Annotated in this window: 18 protein-coding genes; 5 read left to right on the top strand and 13 right to left on the bottom strand. The window is 64.8% G+C overall.

All coding sequences use genetic code 11. The features are described from left to right. Positions 1-323: 323 nt before the first annotated feature. The 9 genes from kdpC to AC1DKY_RS13995 form a co-directional block, all read right to left on the bottom strand. A complete protein-coding gene (kdpC, locus tag AC1DKY_RS13955; RefSeq protein WP_441604378.1) occupies positions 324-893 on the bottom strand; it encodes a potassium-transporting ATPase subunit KdpC in 570 nt (189 codons plus the stop codon). 10 nt (positions 894-903) lie between these two features. Then, the gene (locus tag AC1DKY_RS13960; protein ID WP_441604379.1) at positions 904-2,394 is read right to left on the bottom strand and encodes an outer membrane beta-barrel protein; all 1,491 of its coding nucleotides are present in this window, start codon (positions 2,392-2,394) and stop codon (positions 904-906) included. 84 nt (positions 2,395-2,478) lie between these two features. Beyond that, positions 2,479-2,679 (bottom strand): hypothetical protein, encoded by a 201-nt coding sequence (locus AC1DKY_RS13965; protein WP_441604380.1) that lies wholly within the window; start codon positions 2,677-2,679, stop codon positions 2,479-2,481. A gap of 46 nt (positions 2,680-2,725) precedes the next feature. Then, positions 2,726-4,807, bottom strand: coding sequence for a potassium-transporting ATPase subunit KdpB (gene kdpB, locus AC1DKY_RS13970; RefSeq protein WP_441604381.1), 2,082 nt, complete (start codon positions 4,805-4,807; stop codon positions 2,726-2,728). A gap of 24 nt (positions 4,808-4,831) precedes the next feature. Continuing rightward, positions 4,832-6,634, bottom strand: coding sequence for a potassium-transporting ATPase subunit KdpA (gene kdpA, locus AC1DKY_RS13975; RefSeq protein ID WP_441604382.1), 1,803 nt, complete (start codon positions 6,632-6,634; stop codon positions 4,832-4,834). After that, on the bottom strand, positions 6,631-6,723 hold the full coding sequence (kdpF, locus tag AC1DKY_RS13980) for a K(+)-transporting ATPase subunit F (protein ID WP_121882515.1): 93 nt from the start codon (positions 6,721-6,723) through the stop codon (positions 6,631-6,633). The genes kdpA and kdpF overlap by 4 nt, the downstream gene beginning before the upstream one ends. A 382-nt stretch (positions 6,724-7,105) precedes the next feature. Further along, a complete protein-coding gene (locus AC1DKY_RS13985) occupies positions 7,106-8,080 on the bottom strand; it encodes a VTT domain-containing protein (protein WP_441604383.1) in 975 nt (324 codons plus the stop codon). A 103-nt stretch (positions 8,081-8,183) separates the two neighbouring features. Further along, a complete protein-coding gene (locus tag AC1DKY_RS13990; protein ID WP_441604514.1) occupies positions 8,184-9,923 on the bottom strand; it encodes a gamma-glutamyltransferase family protein in 1,740 nt (579 codons plus the stop codon). A gap of 192 nt (positions 9,924-10,115) precedes the next feature. Beyond that, complete coding sequence (locus AC1DKY_RS13995; RefSeq protein WP_441604384.1) at positions 10,116-11,333, bottom strand: MFS transporter; 1,218 nt, start codon at positions 11,331-11,333, stop codon at positions 10,116-10,118. 136 nt (positions 11,334-11,469) lie between these two features. On the opposite strand from AC1DKY_RS13995, the gene AC1DKY_RS14000 reads away from it, so the two are divergent. After that, positions 11,470-12,471, top strand: coding sequence for a polyprenyl synthetase family protein (locus AC1DKY_RS14000; RefSeq protein ID WP_441604385.1), 1,002 nt, complete (start codon positions 11,470-11,472; stop codon positions 12,469-12,471). A gap of 103 nt (positions 12,472-12,574) precedes the next feature. Further along, positions 12,575-13,069 carry a hypothetical protein gene (locus AC1DKY_RS14005; protein WP_441604386.1) on the top strand — a complete coding sequence of 165 codons (495 nt, stop codon included), beginning with the start codon at positions 12,575-12,577 and terminating at the stop codon, positions 13,067-13,069. Positions 13,070-13,113: 44 nt separating this feature from the next. Here AC1DKY_RS14005 and AC1DKY_RS14010 read toward each other — a convergent pair whose 3' ends face one another. The 3 genes from AC1DKY_RS14010 to ubiH are packed head-to-tail and all read right to left on the bottom strand — an operon-like array spanning position 13,114 to position 16,383. Next, a complete protein-coding gene (locus tag AC1DKY_RS14010; RefSeq protein WP_441604387.1) occupies positions 13,114-13,902 on the bottom strand; it encodes a dienelactone hydrolase family protein in 789 nt (262 codons plus the stop codon). 34 nt (positions 13,903-13,936) lie between these two features. Next, positions 13,937-15,157 carry an FAD-dependent oxidoreductase gene (locus AC1DKY_RS14015; protein WP_441604388.1) on the bottom strand — a complete coding sequence of 407 codons (1,221 nt, stop codon included), beginning with the start codon at positions 15,155-15,157 and terminating at the stop codon, positions 13,937-13,939. Continuing rightward, entirely contained in the window at positions 15,154-16,383 is a 1,230-nt protein-coding gene (ubiH, locus tag AC1DKY_RS14020) for a 2-octaprenyl-6-methoxyphenyl hydroxylase (RefSeq protein ID WP_441604389.1), read from the bottom strand. The genes AC1DKY_RS14015 and ubiH overlap by 4 nt, the downstream gene beginning before the upstream one ends. Positions 16,384-16,529: 146 nt before the next feature. On the opposite strand from ubiH, the gene AC1DKY_RS14025 reads away from it, so the two are divergent. Genes AC1DKY_RS14025 through AC1DKY_RS14035 form a run of 3 tightly spaced genes read left to right on the top strand, consistent with a single transcriptional unit; the run spans position 16,530 to position 18,651 of the window. After that, the gene (locus AC1DKY_RS14025) at positions 16,530-17,135 is read left to right on the top strand and encodes a hypothetical protein (protein WP_441604390.1); all 606 of its coding nucleotides are present in this window, start codon (positions 16,530-16,532) and stop codon (positions 17,133-17,135) included. A 19-nt stretch (positions 17,136-17,154) separates the two neighbouring features. Continuing rightward, complete coding sequence (locus AC1DKY_RS14030; RefSeq protein ID WP_441604391.1) at positions 17,155-17,721, top strand: cob(I)yrinic acid a,c-diamide adenosyltransferase; 567 nt, start codon at positions 17,155-17,157, stop codon at positions 17,719-17,721. Between the two features lie 6 nt (positions 17,722-17,727). Continuing rightward, positions 17,728-18,651 (top strand): histone deacetylase family protein, encoded by a 924-nt coding sequence (locus AC1DKY_RS14035; RefSeq protein ID WP_441604392.1) that lies wholly within the window; start codon positions 17,728-17,730, stop codon positions 18,649-18,651. 10 nt (positions 18,652-18,661) lie between these two features. On the opposite strand, the gene msrB is transcribed toward AC1DKY_RS14035, so the two are convergent. Continuing rightward, entirely contained in the window at positions 18,662-19,066 is a 405-nt protein-coding gene (gene msrB / locus AC1DKY_RS14040; protein ID WP_441604393.1) for a peptide-methionine (R)-S-oxide reductase MsrB, read from the bottom strand. Positions 19,067-19,134 lie beyond the last annotated feature (68 nt).

A 19,134-nucleotide genomic window follows, 5' to 3' on the forward strand; every position in this document is an offset into this window, starting at 1 on the left:
TTTCTTTGGGTTACTTTTCTTTTACTCCGGGCATCCTGCCCTCCGCCCTTCGGGCCGGCTTCGCCGTTCGCACGCGCTCCTGCGCGTGCGTGGGCCAGCAAAAGAAAAGTGACTCGAGCGGCGGCAGCCGTTCGAAACGCCCGCCGCGTCCCACAGGGACTAGCTTTGCGTCGTAGGCGGCACGCTGGCGGTAACGCGACAACCAGAAACCGAGACTCTGGATCCCGTCCTGCGCCAGGACGACGGCAAAGATGAAACGTTCCCGCGAGCACCCGCCCCTCACCCCAGCCCTCTCCCCGGTGGGGAGAGGGAGAAGTGATGACTCACCGCCCATCCAATGCCAAATTCAACTTAAGCACATTGACCCGCGCCTCACCCAACATCCCAAACTGCCTCCCCGTCGTCGCCATGATCACCATTGCCCTCACCTGCGACTCGCTCAACCCGCGCACCTTCGCCACCCGCGCCACCTGGTAAGCCGCCGCCGCGGGCGAAATCTCCGGATCAAGACCACTGCCCGACGCGGTCACCAGATCCACCGGCACCGCTGCAGTGTTCGAAGGATCCGCGGCACGCAGCGCTTCAATGCGCTGCTTCACGGCATCCGTCAACGCCGGATTCGTCGGCCCGAGGTTCGAGCCCGACGACGACAGCCCATTATTGGGTTGCGGCGAGGTCGCCGAAGGACGACCCCAGAAATACTTGGGGTCGTCGAACGACTGGCCGATCAGCGTGGAGCCGATCGGCTTGCCTTCCCTGTCGATCAGGCTGCCGTTCGCCTGCGACGGGAACAGCACCTGGGCGACACCGGTGACCACCAGCGGGTAGGCCACGCCGGTGATCACGGTCATCAGGAGCAGCATCACGATGGCGCTGCGAATCAGCTTAGCCATGGGTTTCACCTTAGTAGTGGAGGATCGCGTCAACCAGCGCGATCGCCTGGTAGTTCTTCTTGCCGGCGTTGTACGCATTCACGTCGTAGGAGTGCTCGTAACGGATCTCCGGACGGATCTCCAGGTCCGAGGACACCCAGTGCGTCAGGCCCAGCGTGTGGCTGCTGTACTTGGTGGCGTAGCCGGTGCGCTGGCCCTTCTGGTCGTTGTAGAACTCGTTGCGGAACGAAATCATGTTGCTCGAGTTCAACTCGAAGTTGAGGTAGTTCACCACGCCGTACTCGCCCGCCTTGCCCGGATACGGCGACGACGCCACCACGCCCGGCTCGCCATCCGGCCCGAAGCCCGGAACGTTGCGGCCGTACATGTAGTAAGCCTCGGTCTGCATGTGCACGCTCTGGCTGAAGCGGTGGCCCCAGGTCATCACGTACATCTGCACGTTGTTGTAGTTGTAGTCCGAGGTGTTCCAGTTGTTCACGCAGGGGTAGAGCATGTCATTGTTGTCTTTCGACACCCAGCGCACGCAAGCCTGAAGCGACGGGCGCGCCGAATGATTCCAAGGTGCAACGTCGTTGCTGGCATTGACGCCAAGCTGCACCGTCCACTGGCTATTGAGCTTGGTGGTGGTCATCACGCCGGTCTGGGTATAGGGGTCGACCGTGTACAGGATCGAATGGGTAACCAGATAGTTCTGCGGCGAGAACTGGGCTTCGATATCCGGCAGCGACAACCAGCGGCCCACGCGAACCACCATGCCCTCTGCCACCGAAGGAATGTACAGGTCGTAGTAGAACAGCATCGGATCGATGCCATAGACCTTGCCCGGCAGCGGACCATTCGAATTGGGATGGTTCAGCAACTGATTGCTGAACACGCCCTTGGTGATCGTGTAGTGATAGTCGTAGCCGTACAGGGTGGAGATGTTGAAACCCCAATCCAGGTGATCGGTCTGCACGGTGTCTTCGACGCGGGTGATGTTGAACACCAGCTGGTCGAATTCCACGCGATTGGGGCGCGTTGCGTAGGACAGCGGATAGTTCGTGAAGCTGGACGAGCTTGCATTGGCCGACGGGTTGATCCAGCCGTTGATCTCGATGCGGTTGCGCTTCATCCAATTACCGACCTTGGTGCACGAGAGCGCTTTCTGCAGCGGGTACTGGCCGTAAGCCACCGGCACGCCGATCGGGGCGGGCACGCCACCGAGCTGCCACTCGCTGTTGGGAAACGGCGGTGAATCGAGCGGTGCGTCCATCGCGCGGCGCGGTGCGGCGGGCGCATTGGGATCGGCCGGCTGCGCATCGGCGCGATAGGCCGCGCCGAGACGGGAGAAGAAACCCTGCGAGCAGTCGTCGCCGGAAGCCGCCGGCGCACCGGCCGAGCCGTCATCGAGACCTGCCGCCGGCGTCACGTCGGTGCCGGCGACCGGCGCCACCGCAGCAGCAGCTTCGCCCGCGGGGGCGAGAGCCATCAACAGTGCAAACGAAAGAAGCTTCTTGGACATCATGGGTGTTCCTGAAACCGGCTCGGGGCGAGCCGTCCTTTTCTGTGGGTAGAGAGGGGTGGGCCGCTGTGCCGCGGCCTCACGTCAAATGCCGGCGTAACCGCCGAGCACGTATTCGTCCTGTTCGCTGTTCGGCGCCTGGGTGTCGCGCGTTTGAACGCGCGGGCGACCCTGCACCGGCAATGCGATCACCACGTCGCAGGCGGAGTCGTCTGATGAGAGACGAAGCTCCATGTCTGGGTGGGTGTCGTCGGGCAGCGAAACAGAAAGCTTGAGTACTTGCATGGCAAAGACTCCGTAGATTCCAGTAGTGCGTCAGTAATGAGGGGGCTTAGGCAAGACCGCAGAGCACGAGCAACATGTCGATCACTTTGATGCCAAGGAACGGCACGACGATGCCGCCAAGGCCGTAGACCAGCAGGTTGCGACGCAGCAGCGCACCGGCGCCCAACGCACGGTATTTCACGCCCTTCAGCGCCAACGGAATGAGAAAGATGATGATCAGCGCGTTGAAGATCACCGCCGAGAGAATCGCGCTCTGCGGCGTGGCGAGCTTCATCACGTTGAGCGTGTTGAGCGCCGGGTAAGTCGTCGCAAAAGCCGCTGGGATGATGGCGAAATACTTGGCCACGTCGTTGGCGATCGAGAAGGTGGTGAGCGAGCCGCGCGTGATCAGCATCTGCTTGCCGATCTCCACCACTTCGATCAACTTGGTGGGATTGGAGTCGAGATCGACCATGTTGCCGGCTTCTTTGGCCGCTTGCGTACCGGTGTTCATCGCCACCGCCACGTCAGCCTGGGCCAGCGCCGGCGCGTCGTTGGTGCCATCGCCGCACATCGCCACCAGGCGGTTCTCGGCCTGGATCTTGCGGATCAGCTTGAGCTTGGCTTCCGGCGTGGCTTCGGCGAGGAAGTCATCGACACCTGCTTCCGCAGCAATCGCGGCGGCAGTCAACGGATTGTCGCCGGTGATCATGATCGTCTTGATGCCCATGCGACGCATCTCGGCGAAGCGCTCGCGGATGCCGCCCTTCACGATGTCCTTCAGCTCGATCACGCCCAGCGCCGTGGCGGCTTCGGTGACGATCAGGGGCGTGGCGCCGCGGCGGGCGATGTCCTCGGCCATGCGCTTGACCAGCGGCGGCAAGTGGCTGCCGTTGGATTCCAGGTAGCGTTCCACCGCATCCAGCGCGCCCTTGCGGATCTGGCGATTGCCGAGATTGACGCCGCTCATGCGGGTCTGCGCAGTGAATGGCACGAACTCGGCGTGACCTTCTTCCAACTGGCGCTCGCGGATGCCGAAGCGTTCCTTCGCCAATACCACGACGCTGCGGCCTTCCGGCGTTTCGTCGGCCAGCGAGGCCAGTTGCGCAGCGTCGGCGAGGGTATGTTCATCGACGCCCGGCGCCGGCAGAAAAGCCACGGCCTGGCGATTGCCCAACGTGATCGTGCCGGTCTTGTCGAGCAGCAGCACATCCACATCGCCGGCCGCTTCCACCGCACGACCCGAGGTGGCGATCACGTTGGCGCGGATCATGCGATCCATGCCTGCGATGCCGATCGCCGACAGCAGTGCACCAATCGTGGTCGGAATCAGGCACACCAGCAGCGCCACCAGCACGGTCAGCGTGATGGGGTTGCCCGCGCCGGCCGCCTGCACGCTGTAGATCGAATACGGCAGCAGCGTGGCGCAGGCGAGCAGGAAGATCAGTGTGAACTTGGCCAGCAGGATGGTAAGCGCGATCTCGTTCGGCGTCTTGCGACGCGAGGCGCCCTCCACCATCGCGATCATGCGGTCCAGAAAGCTCTCGCCCGGGTTGCTGGTGATGCGCACCACCAGCCAGTCGGACAGCACTCGCGTACCACCGGTGACGGCGCTGCGATCGCCGCCGGACTCGCGGATCACCGGCGCGGATTCGCCCGTGATGGCGCTCTCATCAACGCTTGCCGCGCCGACCACCACTTCGCCATCGCCCGGCATCTGTTCACCCGCTTCCACCAGCACGTGGTGACCCACGCGCAATTCGGTCGACGGCGTATAGGTGATCGGCGCGTCCTTGTAAGGCGCCGACAGGCGCTTGGCCACCACGTCCTTGCGCGAGCCACGCAGCGCAGCGGCCTGCGCCTTGCCGCGACCTTCGGCCAAGGCCTCGGCGAAATTCGCGAACAACAGCGTGAACCACAACCAGATGGTCACCCAGAAGATGAAACCGGTCGGCGCTTCGCCGTGGCCGGTCAGCGCCTGCACCCACAGCAAAGTGGTCAACACGCTGCACACGAACACCACGAACATCACCGGGTTGCGGAACTGCTGCTTCGGCGAGAGCTTGCGGAACGAATCGGCGATCGCCTTGAGGATCAGGTCGCGATCGAAGCTGCGAACGCCGTGGACAGGGGTATGAGTCGTTGTCATGGATTTGCTTCCTTCGGGCGCTGATCAGCGCACCGACATCAGGAATTCGGCGATCGGACCAAGCGCAAGCGCAGGCAGGAAGGTGAGCGCGCCCACCACCACCACGACGCAGGCAAGCAAGGTGACGAACAGCGGCGTATGCGTGGGCAACGTGCCCGCCGAGGGCGGTACGTGGCGCTTGGCGGCGAGCGAGCCGGCCATGGCGAGCATGGCGATGGCGAGCAGGAAGCGCGACAGATACATGCACACGCCCAGCAGCACATTCCAGAACGGTGTGTTGGCGGAAAGTCCACCGAACGCACTGCCGTTGTTGTTCGCTGCCGACGACACGGCGTACAGCACTTCGCTGAAACCGTGCGCACCCGGATTGGACACACCGGCCACGCCAGCTGGCGTCATCACCGCAATGGCCGTGCAGATCACCACCAGGGCGCAAGGCACCAGCACGGCGAGACTGGCCATCTTCATTTCGTGCGCTTCGATCTTCTTGCCGAGGTATTCCGGCGTGCGACCTACCATGAGTCCGGCAATGAACACCGCGACGACGGCGAACGCGAGCATGCCGTAGAGACCCGAGCCCACACCGCCGAAGATCACTTCACCCAGCTGCATCAGCCACATCGGCACCAGGCCGCCCAGCGGGGTGAGCGAGTCGTGCATGGCATTGACAGCGCCGCAAGAGGCTGCCGTGGTAATGGTGGCGAACAAACCGCTGGCGGCGATGCCGAAGCGCGTTTCCTTGCCTTCCATATTGCCGCCCGCCTGCAGCGCGGAGGCTTGCTGATCCACGGCCAGGCCGTGCAGCGCAGGATTGCCGGCCTGTTCGGCGGCGATGGCGCCAAAGCAGAGCGGGATAAAAATAAGCAGCATGGTGGCGAGGATCGCCCAGCCCTGGCGGCGGTCACCCACCATGCTGCCGAAGGTGTAGCAAAGACCGCCCGGAATCAGAAAGATCGCCAGCATCTCGATGAAGTTGCTGAAAGGCGTCGGGTTCTCATACGGATGCGCGGAGTTCGCATTGAAGAAACCGCCGCCATTGGTGCCCAACTGCTTGATCGCGATCTGCGAGGCAGCCGGTCCCATCGGCAAGGTCTGCGTGGTGACCGTGGTCGACTTGGTCATGTCCTTGCCGGCCGCATCCTTCACCGTATTGCCGGCGGCATCCTTCACCGTTTCCACGGCCGTCGTGTTCTGCACCAGCGGCACATCCACGTAGGACTTGAAGTTCTGCACCACACCCTGCGAGGACAGCAGCAGTGCGACGACCAGCGAGAACGGCACCAAGACGTAAAGCGTGGTGCGGGTCATGTCGACCCAGAAGTTGCCCACGCTGTTGGCGCTGCGACGCGTGAAGCCACGAACCACCGCCAGCAACACCGCAATGCCGGTCGCTGCGGAGAGGAAGTTCTGCACCGCCAGGCCCAGCATCTGGGTCAGGTAGCTCATGGCGCTTTCGCCGCCGTAGGCCTGCCAGTTGGTATTGCTGGCGAAGCTGATCGCGGTATTCATCGCCAGGTCCGGCGACAGCGCATCGAAATGCTGCGGATTGAGCGGCAACCACTGCTGCGTGCGCTGCAGTGCATAGACCGCAAACAGGCCGAGCATGTTGAACACCAGCATGGCGATGGCGTAACGGCGCCAGCCCATCTGCTCATCGCTGCGCACGCCGGCGAGGCGGTAGAGCAGACGCTCCAACTTGCCGCCCACGCGATTGACGCCGTTGGGCGTATCGGCAAACGCCAGGGCCATGTATGCGCCGACCGGCTTGATCAGCACAAGCAGCACGGCCAGGAAAAGCACAACCTGGAAGAAATCGAAGGTGGTCATTCGAACCACTCCGGCTTGAGCAGAGCCACGCACAGGTAGCCCGTCAAGGCCACCGCGATCACGGCAGCCACGAGGTAGAAAGCGTTCATAGGTGGATCTCCCGCAGGAAAAGCGCGCGCCAGCAACGTCGTCGCCCGTGGCGACGACAGGCGATCAGGGACGGCGACCGAGGCGATCGCAGATCAGCAGAAAGCCGAGCGCCGCCGCAAACAGCACGATCGAAAAAAGCAGATAAAGGGCGTCCATTGAAGTCCGACTCACCGTCTTAGTTAACGGTGCAAATTGTCGGAAGCAGCGCATAAGAAAGGGGTAGCGAATTCACCCGGCCGCGTATAGAAACCGTAAAAATTTGCCCGGGCGCGTCTCGGGCGCCGTTTCCCCTGTGGGAGCGCACCCTGTGCGCGAACGCGGCCGAACAGGCCGCCCTATGGTCGGCGGTCGCGCACAGGGTGCGCTCCTACAGGGGCAGGCTCAGACAGCGTGGGAAATCACGTCGCCGTCATTCGCCGCCGGCGCGCGATTGACCGGATAGCCAGCCTCATCCCAGGCATCCAGCCCGCCCAGCAACGGGCGCACCCGCTTGTACCCGCGCGACATCAGCGCCTTGGCCACCAGCGCAGCCGAGGCCTCATTCGGGCAGGTGCAGTAGATCACCAGCTCCGCATCGAGCGGCACGGCGTTGACGATGATGTCGACGCTGTTCACATCGGCCAGCAAGGCGCCGGGGATGATGCGTGAATCGAGCATGCGCGCCGCTTCCGAACGCACGTCCACGATGGCCGGATTGCGGCCCTTGTTGAGTTCGTCGTTGAGTTCCTGCACGGTGATGCGCGCCATGCGCAAGGCGCGGATCAGGCGGTGGCGCTGCCACCATTTCATGATGATGTAGAGCACCAGCAGGCTGCCGATCAGCATCAGCGCCACGCTGCCGGCATTGGCCAGCGTGACCAGCAGCTCATCGATCTGAGTCGAGAACACATAGCCCAGGCTCACCGCCACACCCACCCAGAGCAGCGACCCCAGGCCATCGAAAAACACGAACGGTGCCGTCCGCAGACCCATCGCACCGACCAGTGGGGGCGCCACGGTGGAGAGACCCGGCACGAACTTGGCGAGCAGCAATACGCCGCCGCGCCAGCGCTGGAAGCGCAGTTCCGATTGCTTCACGCAGGAGTCGGGCGACAGCGAGATCCGGCACAGCGTGCGCATCACGCCGCCACCGAAATAGCGGCCTGCGGCATACCAGGCGTAGTCGGCCAGCAGGCAGGCCAGCACCGCCACGGCGACCACACCGGTCAGCGGCAGACGCTCGGTCGACGCCAAAGCGCCCGCCACGATCATGGTCGGCACGGCCGGCAACGGCACGCCCGCCTGCTCGATGAGCACGTTGACGAATACCAGCAGCAGCCCGTATTGGGCGATCAGCTCGATGATGTGGTGGGCCATGGCAAACCTCGACCGATGACATCTTGCGGCCCCTCCATCATTGGGGCCGGCGCTCGTAAAAACAATCGATTTTTCGTCTGAACAGGCTGACCCGATCTCAGCCTCAGTAGCCGACGACCTCGCCATCCTTGCGCATTTCGGTGGCACCCCAGTACACCCGCTGCTTCGGGTCGAACATGATGGCCTCGTAGCCGCCGAAATTGCCCGTACCCGCTTCGATCATATAGCCGCGTCGTGTCAATTCGGCCTTCACGCCAGCGTCAAAACCCGATTCCATCTCCACCTTGCCGATGCCCAGCGAGGGCTCGCCGGTGGGTTCGGCGTTGCCGTAGTGGCGCCAGCGCGCGGCATCACCGGCGTCCTGCACGTTCATGCCGAAATCGATGATATTGGTCAGCACCTGCACATGGGCCTGGGGCTGCATGTCGCCGCCCATCACGCCGAAGGCCAGCCACGGCTCGCCATTCTTCATGGCAAAGCCGGGGATGATGGTGTGGAAAGGCCGCTTGCCCGCGGCGTACACGTTGGCGGCCTTGGGCTTGAGCGAATACAGCTCGCCGCGATCCTGGAACATGAAGCCCAGCCCGTCGGCCACCAGGCCCGAGCCCATGCCGCGATAGTTGGACTGGATGATCGACACCATCATGCCGTCCTTGTCCGCGGTGGCGAAATACGTGGTGTCGCCATTGAACAGGCGCGGATCGCCAGGACCGATCGACGGGTTGGCGTGATCCAGATGGATCTCCTTGCGCCGCTGCTCCCCATAGGCTTCGGAAATCAGGCCCTTCATCGGCACCTTGACGAAGTTCGGATCGGCGTAGAACTTGGCGAGATCTTCATAGGCCAGGCGCTTGGCTTCCAGCATGGCGGTGATGGCATCGGCGCTGCCCACGCCCATCTTGCGCAGGTCGAAACCCTTGAGTATCTGCAGCATTTCCAGCGCCGCGAAACCCTGCCCGTTCGGCGGCAGTTCGTAGACGTCGACACCGCGATAGTTCACCGACTGCGGCGTCACCCACTCGCCGTGGTAGCCCGCAAAATCGTCGTAACGCAGGTCGCCGCCAATGCGCTTGAAATAGGCATCCATGGTGTGGGCAATGGCGCCCTTGTAGAACGCATCGCGACCGCCTTCGGCAATCATGCTGAGCGTGCGCGCGAGATCGGGATTGCGAAACACCTCGCCTTCGGCTGGCGTATGTCCGTCGATGAGATAGGTGTGGCGGGCGTTGTCCAATTCTTCGATCAAGCCCTTCTCGCGCTCGAACGCGGCGAAGTTGCCCTTCCAGTACTTGGCCACCAGCTGGGTGATCGGAAAACCGTCCTTCGCGTAGGCGATGGTGGGCGCCAGATCCTCGGCGATGGGCAGCTTGCCGAACTTCTCGTGCAGCGCAAACCACGCATCCACCGTACCGGGCACCGTGATAGGCAGCGAACCCACTGAAGGAATGTGATCCTTCGCCGGCATGCCGGCCTTGGCATACGCTGCCTTCACCTCGGCCTGCATCCTGGCCAGGTCGCGCCCCTTGGCCGACGGGCCGGAGCCGTTATAGCCATAGAGTTTGCGCGTTTTCGGATCCCACACGATCACGAAGCAGTCACCGCCGATGCCGTTGAGCACCGGCTCCATCAGGCCAAGCGCGGCATTGGCGGCAATCGCCGCATCCACCGCGCTGCCGCCCTTCTTGAGGATATCGATGGCGACCTGCGAGGCGAGGGGCTGCTCGGTCGCGGCCATCCCGTGTTGCGCGATCACCGGCGAACGCGAGGCCCAGGTGTTGCCCGAGTAGCGATCGCCGCGGCTGATCTCCTGGGCCGTGGCGTGGCCTACGTAAAAGCTCGTCATCGCGGCGAGGGCCGTGACAGCGTAAAGACGCGATAGGCGGGATGGGCGTGCAGACATGGGCGGCCTCGTCGATGGACAGATCGCGCGACGACGGCGAGCTCGGCCGCCCCGTCACATCAGCCCGACGTCATACACTGCCGGGCGATCCGATGCCAAGGAACGCCGCCGCATCTCTGAGCATCCGTGGCCGAGTTACGCGCCGCCGGCAGCAGGGGCCGCATCCAGACCTGCCCGGCCTGCCTCGATATGACGGGCACCGAGCAGCACCAGCGGCAGCCAGACCAGGGTGAGCGCCGCCGCGCAAAGAAATACGCCATCGGTGCCGAGCCGGCCCAGCGCGATGCCGCCGACCGCGCCACCGACGAAGGCGCCCAGGAACTGGCTGGTCGAATACGCGCCCATCGCCGCACCGCGCATCGAGCCGGGCGCCAATTGCGAGACCAGGCTGGGCAGCGCCGCTTCCTGCAGATTGAAGGCGGAGAAGAACACCGCCGCCGCCACCCCCAACACCGCCACGTGATCGCCGGACAGGCCAAATCCCAGCAACCCCAACCCGGTCGCGACGACACATACAGCCACCAGGTTCAGGCTTTGCGCGAGATCGCGCATGCGATGCAGGCAGGCGCCCAGCACAAAGGCCGCGATCACCATCACCGGCAGATAAAGCTCCCAATGACGATTCACCGGCAAATGCAGTCGGTTGGCCAACAGCAGCGGCAAGCCCACGAAGCTGGCCGTCAACAACATGTGCAGAAAGAACACCGACCCGTTGAGCACCAGCATGCGGCCATCACGCAACATCGACAAAACACTGGCCCAGCTGGCTGCTGCCGGCGCGGACGCCCGCTCCGGGGTGGGCACGATCAGCCACAGCAGCACGAGCGCCGCCAGGGCCAGGATGGAAGTGGCCGCGAACAGGCCGGAGAGGCCGGCCACGGCTTCCAGCGGCGGACCGAGAATCAGCGCCAGCAGAAACGCCACGCCGATGGATACGCCGATGATGCCCATGACCTTGCTGCGGTTTTCATGGCGCGTCAGGTCGGCGGCCAGGGCCGTGCCCGCACCCGCCACCGCGCCCATGCCCTGCAGGGCACGTCCGATCACGATGCCCAGCAGCCCGTGCGACATGGCCGCCACCAGGCCGCCGCCGGCAAATACCAGCAAGCCCAGGGTGATCGCCGGCTTGCGGCCGATGCGATCCGACAACAGGCCCAGCGGTATCTGCAGCAGGACCTGCCCCAGGCCATACACGCCCAGCGCCAGCCCGATCAGCCACGGCGTGGCGTCCGGCATCTGCTGCGCGTACAGCGAAAACACCGGCATGATCAGGAACAGGCCAAACAAGCGCAGGCTGATCACACAGGCCAGGGTCAGCGCGCTGCGTCGTTCAAGTGGGGAGAGTTTGCTCACCGGGGCTTCTTAAAAGGGTCGCATGAGTCACCGATTATACGTTTGACCCCAAAAAACCAACCGTGGTGCCGTGTCGCGGCGGTTTCTTGCGCCCAACTCTCTCTATAATCCCGTGATACGACGCTATGACTGCCTCATGACCACGACCCAAGCCGACACCCGCCGCTCTGCCGACTTTGCCGCCGTTCGAGGGCTCGCCGCTGCAGACATGCACCGGGTCGACTCCCTGATCCGCCAACGCCTGTCGTCGGACGTGGTGCTGATCAACCAGATCGCCGACCACATCATTGCCGGCGGCGGCAAGCGTCTGCGCCCGATGCTGCACGTGCTGGCGGCCAACGCTGCCGGCTACCACGGCGAGCATCACATCAAGCTGGCCGCAGTCATCGAGTTCATCCATACCTCCACCCTGCTGCACGATGACGTGGTGGACGAATCGGACCTGCGCCGCGGCCGTAAGACTGCCAACGCCCTGTGGGGCAACGCGGCCAGCGTGCTGGTGGGCGACTTCCTCTACTCGCGCTCGTTCCAGATGATGGTCGAACTCGATGACATGCGCATCATGCGCATCCTGGCCGACACCACCAACACCATCGCCGAAGGCGAGGTGCTGCAGCTTCTCAACATCGGCAACGCCGACGTCGATGAAGCTGCCTACCTCAATGTGATCGAACGCAAGACGGCCGTGTTGTTCGCCGCCGCCACCGAGCTGGGTGGCCTGCTCGGCGGGCTGCCGGTGGAGCAGTGCACCGCCCTGCGCCGCTACGGCATGCAGCTGGGCTACGCCTTCCAGATCGCCGACGACCTGCTCGACTACACCTCGGACGCCGGCACCCTGGGCAAGAACATCGGCGACGATCTGGCCGAAGGCAAGCCGACGCTGCCGCTGATCTATGCGCTGCAGCGCGCCGATGCCGAACAGAAGCAGTCGCTGCGCCACGCCATCGAACATGGCGGCCTCGATTCGCTCGACCGCATCATCGCCGCCATCCGCGATTCCGGTGCGCTCGAACGCACCCACGAACGCGCCGTGATGCACGCCGACGCCGCACGCGATGCACTGCGCGCCCTGCCCGATTCGCCGTGGCGCGACGCCATGGCGACGCTGGCAGATTATTCGGTGCAACGCAGCTTCTGATTTTTCGCGCACGGCCCGCGACTCCCACTTCACCGATCGACGGCGCCGGGCGGGCCTTTCCTGAGGCGACACCCCAAGCCATACTCGTTCTTGAACTCCCCGCGTGTTCAAGGACGACATGATGCCCAAGCCCGACCCACAGTGGATGGTGGACGCGTTTCATCCCTACCGCATAGCGCTGAACGGCGACGCGCTGGCGCCGTGGCAGATGATCGCCATTGCCGTCATCACCGTCGTCATCGCGCTCGTCAATGAATCGCGTGGATACGCGAAAAGGAAGAAACCGTTCCCCGGGTTCCGCAGCGGCGTGCTGATGGGCATGCTCGTGGCGACCACGATGCTCGGCCCGCTGAGCTGGATTTCTTACCGGGTGCTCTCGTCTGGCGCCATCCGATGCCTCATGAAGCGCTGCCAAGGCACGCAATTCACTGATATCAGCGGCCGCAGGCATTACGACAGTGATCGCTACGTCTCCATGACGTTCGATCCAGCCTTCTTCTGGACGAGTTACCTCATGATGTCGTGCTTTACCGTCATCGCGCTGATGTTGCTTTTTTCATGCATCCGCGCCTGTCTGCACTGGCGCGAACTCGACTGAGCGGCGGGCGACGAGGCGCGTCATGCGCGCCTCGTCCAGGCGCTTCAAGGGGTAGCCGTGAACGCCCCATGCAGCCAATCGCGCATCAAACGATAGCTACGCTGCGCCGTGCGCTCGTCATAAGCGCACCCGGCGCTGTGCTGATCGGTTTCAGTGAAGCAATGCACCGCATTGCCCAGCACCACGAACTGCCAGTCGGCCTTGCTGCCGCGCATTTCGTCCATGAACTTGTCGGCGTCGGGCATGGTGCCCTTGTCGTCGGCACCATTCATCACCAGCACGCGCGCCTTGATGTTCTTGGCCAGCGACGGGTCATCGGTCTGCAGGCCGCCGTGGAACGACACCACCGCGGCCACGTCGGCGCCGCTGCGAGCCAGGTCAAGCACGGCGGAGCCGCCGAAGCAGAAGCCGATGGCGGCCAGCTTGCTGACGTCGATCGGCGCGCTCTTGCCCTGCGCCTTCAATTGCTCCAGCGCCAGGTCGATGCGTTTGCGCATCAGCGCGCGGTCGGTATACAGCGGCTTGGTCGCGGCCTTGGCCTGGTCGTCGTTGGTCGGGCGGATCTTTTCGCCGTACATGTCGGTGACCAGGATCACGTAATCCTTGCCCGCAATGCCTTCGGCCTTCTTGATGGCGCCATCGTTCACGCCATACCAGTTGGGCACCATCACCAGGCCGGGACGCTTGGTGGCGACGGCATCGTCATACACCAGCACGCTATGGAAGGTGGTGCCGTCCTGCGTCCATTCGACCGGCTTTTCCACCATCTTCGCCTGCGCGGCGAACGCGGCTCCTGACAGCAACAGCAAACTGCAAAGACGGGCAATGCGCATGACGTCCACTCCTGGTTGCGGGGTTTCGAACGGTCTACAGGCCGGCGGCGTGTTCCGCGAGTCTGCGTTTGATCGGTGACAACTTGTCGATGATGCGCACGCCCAGACCACGCGCGGCCACCAGCGGCGAGGCCTGCCACGCATAGATGCGCGCCAGCGCATCGAAGCCCAGGGCGTCCATCGTGTCGGCGCTGCGGCGGCGACGCGCATAGCGGCGCAGCACGTGAGGAGCGGCAATATCGCTGCCGGCATCGCGCGCGGCGACGAGCGTGTTGCGCAGCTCGACCACATCGCGCAGACCCAGATTCACGCCCTGCCCCGCCAGGGGATGCACCGCATGGGCGGCATCACCGAGCAGCACGAAGCGCTCGGCCTGATAGGTCTCGGCCAGCTGCAGGCGCAAGGGAAACGCCGCACGTGCGGTGGCGCCGGTGATGCGTCCGAGCCTGAAATCGCTGGCCACGCCGAGCGCGTCGAAGAACGCCTGATCGTCGAGCGCCAGTACACGCAGCGCTTCTGCTTCGGGTAGCGACCACACAATCGAGCTGCGACCGTCCGCCAGCGGCAGCAAGGCCAGCGGTCCGGTATCGAGAAAGCGTTGCCAGGCGGTGCCTTCGTGCGCGCGCTCCGTCGTGACATGCGCCACCACGCCACGCTGCGCATAGTCCCGCCCATGGGTTTCGATGCCCGCCATCGCGCGCAACGGTGAGGCAGCGCCATCGGCGGCAACCAGCAGACGTGCGGAAATCGTCTCCACCTCCGCTCCCTGCAGGCTCAGCTGCACGCGATCCTCGAGCACCTCGTAGCCACTGACTTGTGCGGGGCACAGGCGACGCACGCCGGCGGACTCCAGCGCCTGCCAGAGCTGCCATTGCACGAGATTGTTCTCGACGATGTAACCAAGCAGGTCGCGGTCCTGTTGCGCGGCATCGAAGTGGATGGCCGCACCGCTCGCGGCATCCCATACGTGCATCTGCGCATAAGGACTCGCGCGCGACGCGCGGATGGACGTCCAGACGCCCAGGTCCTCAAGCAAGGTGATCGACGATGGCGCCAATCCCACGACGCGCAAATCCACTTCGTCTTGCACCGACCACGGTGCCGGCGCGCGGGCCTCGATCAGTGCGGTGGCAAAGCCGGCACGCGCCAGCGCCAATGCCGTCGCCGCGCCCACCATGCCGCCACCCACCACGGCCACGTCAAGCGCAGGACCGCGACGACGCGATTCGCTGCGGGCGATCGATGTCACGCTCATGGCAGACGCTCCAGCACGGCCTTGGGCGGCTCGCCGCGGAAACCCATGCCACGCCGCGCCAGCAAACGCTGCAACGGCGGCAGGCGATCGAACGCCAGCATGGCCAAGGAACGCAACGGCGCCAGCAAGGGTTGCGGCAGGCAGGCCAGTTGCACCAGTCCATGGCTCATCGCCATGGTGCCGTCGCGATCAGGCGCGCGCCGGGCAGCATAGTTCGCCAACAAATCGTCGGAACCCGGATCGGGCGCATCGGTCAACATTTCGGCCAAGGTCAGTGCATCGCGCAATCCCAGGTTGAAACCTTGCGCGCCAATCGGATGCACCGTTTGCGCGGCATTGCCCACCAGCACCGCCCTCGTGGAGACCAGCGAACGCGCCGCCACCCGCTGGATCGCATAAGGGTGGCGCTTGCCCGGACGGCTCAGCCGCCCCAGCCGCCAACCGAAGCGCTCTTGCGCCAGCGCGATAAAGGCCTCGTCATCCATCGCCTCGACGGCCTTGGCTTCGGCTTGCGGCACGGTGAGCACGAGTCCGCAACGACGATTGGCGAGCGGCAGCAGGGCGATCGGTCCGTGGTCGGCAAAGCGTTCGTAGGCACGCTGCGCGTGGTCGCGCTCCGGCGTCACCGTGCAGACAAACAAGGTCTGGCGATAATCATGGCGCTCCGCCTCGATGCCCAACCGTTCGCGCACGAACGAGGCGGTGCCATCGGCGCCGACCAGCAGCGGCGTCTCGATCTCGACGACCTCGTCCCTGGTCTGGATGCGCGCGCGCCAACCATCGGCCACCGGCTCCAGCGACTCCACCCGCGCGGGCGCCAGGCGGCGCAAGCGCGTGCATTCGTCCAGCCGCCGCAGCAGTGCCGCGCCCAGTTCGCGCGCAGGCAGCGTCCAGCCCAGGGCATCCACGCCCTGCCGCGCCGCATCCATCTGCACGCTGCCGAACTCGCCGGCCCGCGTGACGTGGATGTGATGGATCGGCGTGGCCTGGGCCGCCGCGTGTTTCCACACGCCAATGGCAGTGAGGCCGTTCACGGTGGCGCGCGCCAGGGCGAGGTTGCGTTCGTCGTAGCTGGGCTGATCGCCGATGCGCGGCGCCGCCGCCTCGACCATCACGGCATCAATGCCGGCCGCGTCCAGGGCGATGGCCAGGCTGGCGCCGACCAGTCCGCCGCCGACGATGAGCACCGGCCGCGTGGCAGCAGGCTGGGAGGATGAGTTCGTCATGGCGTCGCATGATACGCGCCGGGGATGCTCTGAACTATGACGTGTGGAAGGCCAGACGACAGCGAGCCGCTGGACCCCGGGCCTGACTCTGCCCAATTGCGATAGACTTGCCGCTTGCATTCGACGCGACCTTTTTGGAGCAGCTCATGGCTAAGACGCAGACCCAGCGCCTAGGCATCTTCCTGGCCTTGGCCGTGGTGATGGCCGCGACCCGTATTCACCTTTCGCTGTTCCATCACGATGTGTGGGATGCCTCGTGGGGCATCTTCTTCCTGGCCGGCTTCTGGCTGCGCGGCTCAGTGCGCTGGGCGTTGCCCCTGTTGCTGGCCGAGGCCGTGCTGGTCGACTACCTGGTCATCAGCAACCAGGGCATCAGTTTCTGGGATCACTACTGCGTCTCGGCGGCTTACTGGGCCCTGGTCCCGGCATACGCCAGCCTGTGGCTGGGCGGCAGCTGGCTGGCCGGCCAGAAGCTGGGCCTCAACGCGCGCAGCCTCGGCTTCACCGTGGCCGCCCTGCTGGGCAGCTGGCTCGCCTGCTACGTCATCTCCAACGGCAGCTACTACTGGCTGAGCAGCACCGTGCCGCAGCCGCGCAGCTTCGCCGCATGGTTCGAGAACATGGTCGACTGGTACGGCTTCTTCCTCGAGACCACGGTGCTTTATGTGGCGCTGGGTCTGGTGGTGCATGGCCTGGTGGTGCAGCTGTCGCGCATGCTCGGTCACGCTGATTCGTCCAAGCTGTCGCACTGATCTCCATAGGCAAGCCACGATGGGTAACCGTCTTTCGAAGATCTACACGCGCACGGGCGACGACGGCAGCACCGGTCTGGGCGACGGTTCGCGCGTCGCCAAGGATTCATTGCGCGTTGGTGCCTACGGCACGGTCGATGAGCTCAACAGCACGATCGGCATGGTGCTGGCCTGCGATGGCGTGGGCGAGGATGTGCGCGAAACGCTGACCCAGGTGCAACACGACCTGTTCGACCTGGGCGGCGAGCTTTGCATCCCGGGCATGGCGATGGTCCATGACGCCGATATCGACCAGCTCGAGCAAGTACTCGATCGCTTCAACGATCCGCTGCCGCCGCTGAAGGATTTCATCCTGCCGGGCGGCGGCATGGCCGCGTCCTGCTGCCATCTGGCACGCACGGTGTGCCGACGCGCCGAGCGCGAGGTGATTGCGCTGGGTCGCGTGGAAGAAGTCCGCCCGCAAGCGCAGCGCTACCTCAATCGCCTGTCCGACCTGCTGTTTGTGCTCTCGCGCGTGCTGGCCCGTGCCAGTGGCCACGGCGAAGTGCTGTGGCAGCACGAGCGCCGCCGCAAGCCCCAGGCGTGACCCTCGATGCTGCGGCTCTACACCCACGCCAGCTGCCTGCAGCACGATCCCGGTCCGGCCCAGCCTGAGTCGCCCTCGCGCCTGCGCTCGGTGCTGCAGGCGCTGGATCAGGACCGCTTTGCGGCACTCGATAGAGTGGAAGCGCCGCGCGCCACGCGCGAGCAGTTGCTGCGGGTGCACACACCGGAGCATGTCGACCGCATCCTCGCGATCACGCCCGAGCAAGGCACGGTGCGCCTCGACGAAGACACCCTGATGTCGCCCGGCTCGGCCGAAGCCGCCCTGCGGGCGGCCGGCGCCGTGGTCGCAGCGGTGGATGCGGTGCTGGGAGCCGAGGGTGGCATGGCGTTTTGCGCAGTGCGCCCACCGGGCCACCACGCCACGCCCGATCGCGCGATGGGTTTCTGCCTGTTCAACAACATCGCCGTCGGCGCGGCCCATGCCATCGCCACGCACGGGCTCAAGCGGGTCGCCATCGCCGACTTCGACGTGCACCACGGCAACGGCACGCAGGACATCTTCGCCCGCGAGCCACGCGTGATGTTCATCTCCAGCCATCAGATGCCGCTCTATCCGGAAACCGGCCGCGCCGACGAACACGGCGTGGGCAACATCGTCAACGCACCACTTTCTCCTGGTGATGGCTCCTATGAATTCCGCGAGCTGTGGGAGGGCGTGCTGATTCCCAAGCTGCACGCGTTCAAGCCGCAGCTGCTGCTGGTGTCGGCGGGCTTCGACGCCCATCGCAACGATCCGCTGGCCGACCTGCGCCTCGGCAGCGAGGACTACGCCTGGATCACCCAGCGCCTGGTCGACGTGGCCCGCGCGCACGCGCAGGGTCGCGTGGTGTCGACCCTGGAGGGTGGCTACAACCTGCTCGCCCTGTCCACCAGCGTGGCCGCCCACGTGGGCGAGCTGCTCGACGCCTGAGCCCTGGCCATCAGGCGCCGGACGGGCTGAAATCCAGCGCCACCGAATTGATGCAATAGCGCAAGCCGGTCGGCTTGGGGCCGTCCGGAAAGACGTGCCCCAGATGCGACTCGCAGGCAGCACAGCGCACCTCGGTGCGGCGCATGCCGTGCTTGTCGTCCTGCATGAGGCTGATGGCCTTGCGCGTCAGTGGCTGGAAAAAACTGGGCCAGCCGGAACCCGAATCGTATTTGGCCTCCGACGCGAACAAGGGCGCCTGGCAGGCGACGCAGACGTAGGTGCCTGCGATCTTGTGCCGGTACCACTTGCCGCTGAAGGGCGGCTCGGTGGCGGAACACCGGCACACCGCATATTGCTGCGGCGTCAACTCGGCACGCCATTGGTCGTCGCTCTTGCCCGTTTTCTGCTCGCTCATGCTGAATCCTTCTCCCGGCGTGCGCTATCCAACTGCCGTCCACGAGGCCTTTCTGCTAGTTTTACGAG

Source organism: Dyella sp. 01N448 (assembly GCF_056399225.1).

Excerpts from the sequence above, each read along its gene's own strand:
- ubiH (WP_441604389.1), bottom strand. The coding sequence starts at position 16,383 with ATGACGAACTCATCCTCCCAGCCTGCTGCCACGCGGCCGGTGCTCATC.
- AC1DKY_RS13960 (WP_441604379.1), bottom strand. The coding sequence starts at position 2,394 with ATGTCCAAGAAGCTTCTTTCGTTTGCACTGTTGATGGCTCTCGCCCCC.
- AC1DKY_RS14025 (WP_441604390.1), top strand. The coding sequence starts at position 16,530 with ATGGCTAAGACGCAGACCCAGCGCCTAGGCATCTTCCTGGCCTTGGCC.
- AC1DKY_RS14030 (WP_441604391.1), top strand. The coding sequence starts at position 17,155 with ATGGGTAACCGTCTTTCGAAGATCTACACGCGCACGGGCGACGACGGC.
- AC1DKY_RS14035 (WP_441604392.1), top strand. The coding sequence starts at position 17,728 with ATGCTGCGGCTCTACACCCACGCCAGCTGCCTGCAGCACGATCCCGGT.
- kdpB (WP_441604381.1), bottom strand. The coding sequence starts at position 4,807 with ATGACAACGACTCATACCCCTGTCCACGGCGTTCGCAGCTTCGATCGC.
- AC1DKY_RS13965 (WP_441604380.1), bottom strand. The coding sequence starts at position 2,679 with ATGCAAGTACTCAAGCTTTCTGTTTCGCTGCCCGACGACACCCACCCA.
- msrB (WP_441604393.1), bottom strand. The coding sequence starts at position 19,066 with ATGAGCGAGCAGAAAACGGGCAAGAGCGACGACCAATGGCGTGCCGAG.
- kdpA (WP_441604382.1), bottom strand. The coding sequence starts at position 6,634 with ATGACCACCTTCGATTTCTTCCAGGTTGTGCTTTTCCTGGCCGTGCTG.
- AC1DKY_RS14000 (WP_441604385.1), top strand. The coding sequence starts at position 11,470 with ATGACCACGACCCAAGCCGACACCCGCCGCTCTGCCGACTTTGCCGCC.
- kdpC (WP_441604378.1), bottom strand. The coding sequence starts at position 893 with ATGGCTAAGCTGATTCGCAGCGCCATCGTGATGCTGCTCCTGATGACC.
- AC1DKY_RS13985 (WP_441604383.1), bottom strand. The coding sequence starts at position 8,080 with ATGGCCCACCACATCATCGAGCTGATCGCCCAATACGGGCTGCTGCTG.
- AC1DKY_RS14015 (WP_441604388.1), bottom strand. The coding sequence starts at position 15,157 with ATGAGCGTGACATCGATCGCCCGCAGCGAATCGCGTCGTCGCGGTCCT.
- AC1DKY_RS14010 (WP_441604387.1), bottom strand. The coding sequence starts at position 13,902 with ATGCGCATTGCCCGTCTTTGCAGTTTGCTGTTGCTGTCAGGAGCCGCG.
- AC1DKY_RS13990 (WP_441604514.1), bottom strand. The coding sequence starts at position 9,923 with ATGACGAGCTTTTACGTAGGCCACGCCACGGCCCAGGAGATCAGCCGC.
- kdpF (WP_121882515.1), bottom strand. The coding sequence starts at position 6,723 with ATGAACGCTTTCTACCTCGTGGCTGCCGTGATCGCGGTGGCCTTGACG.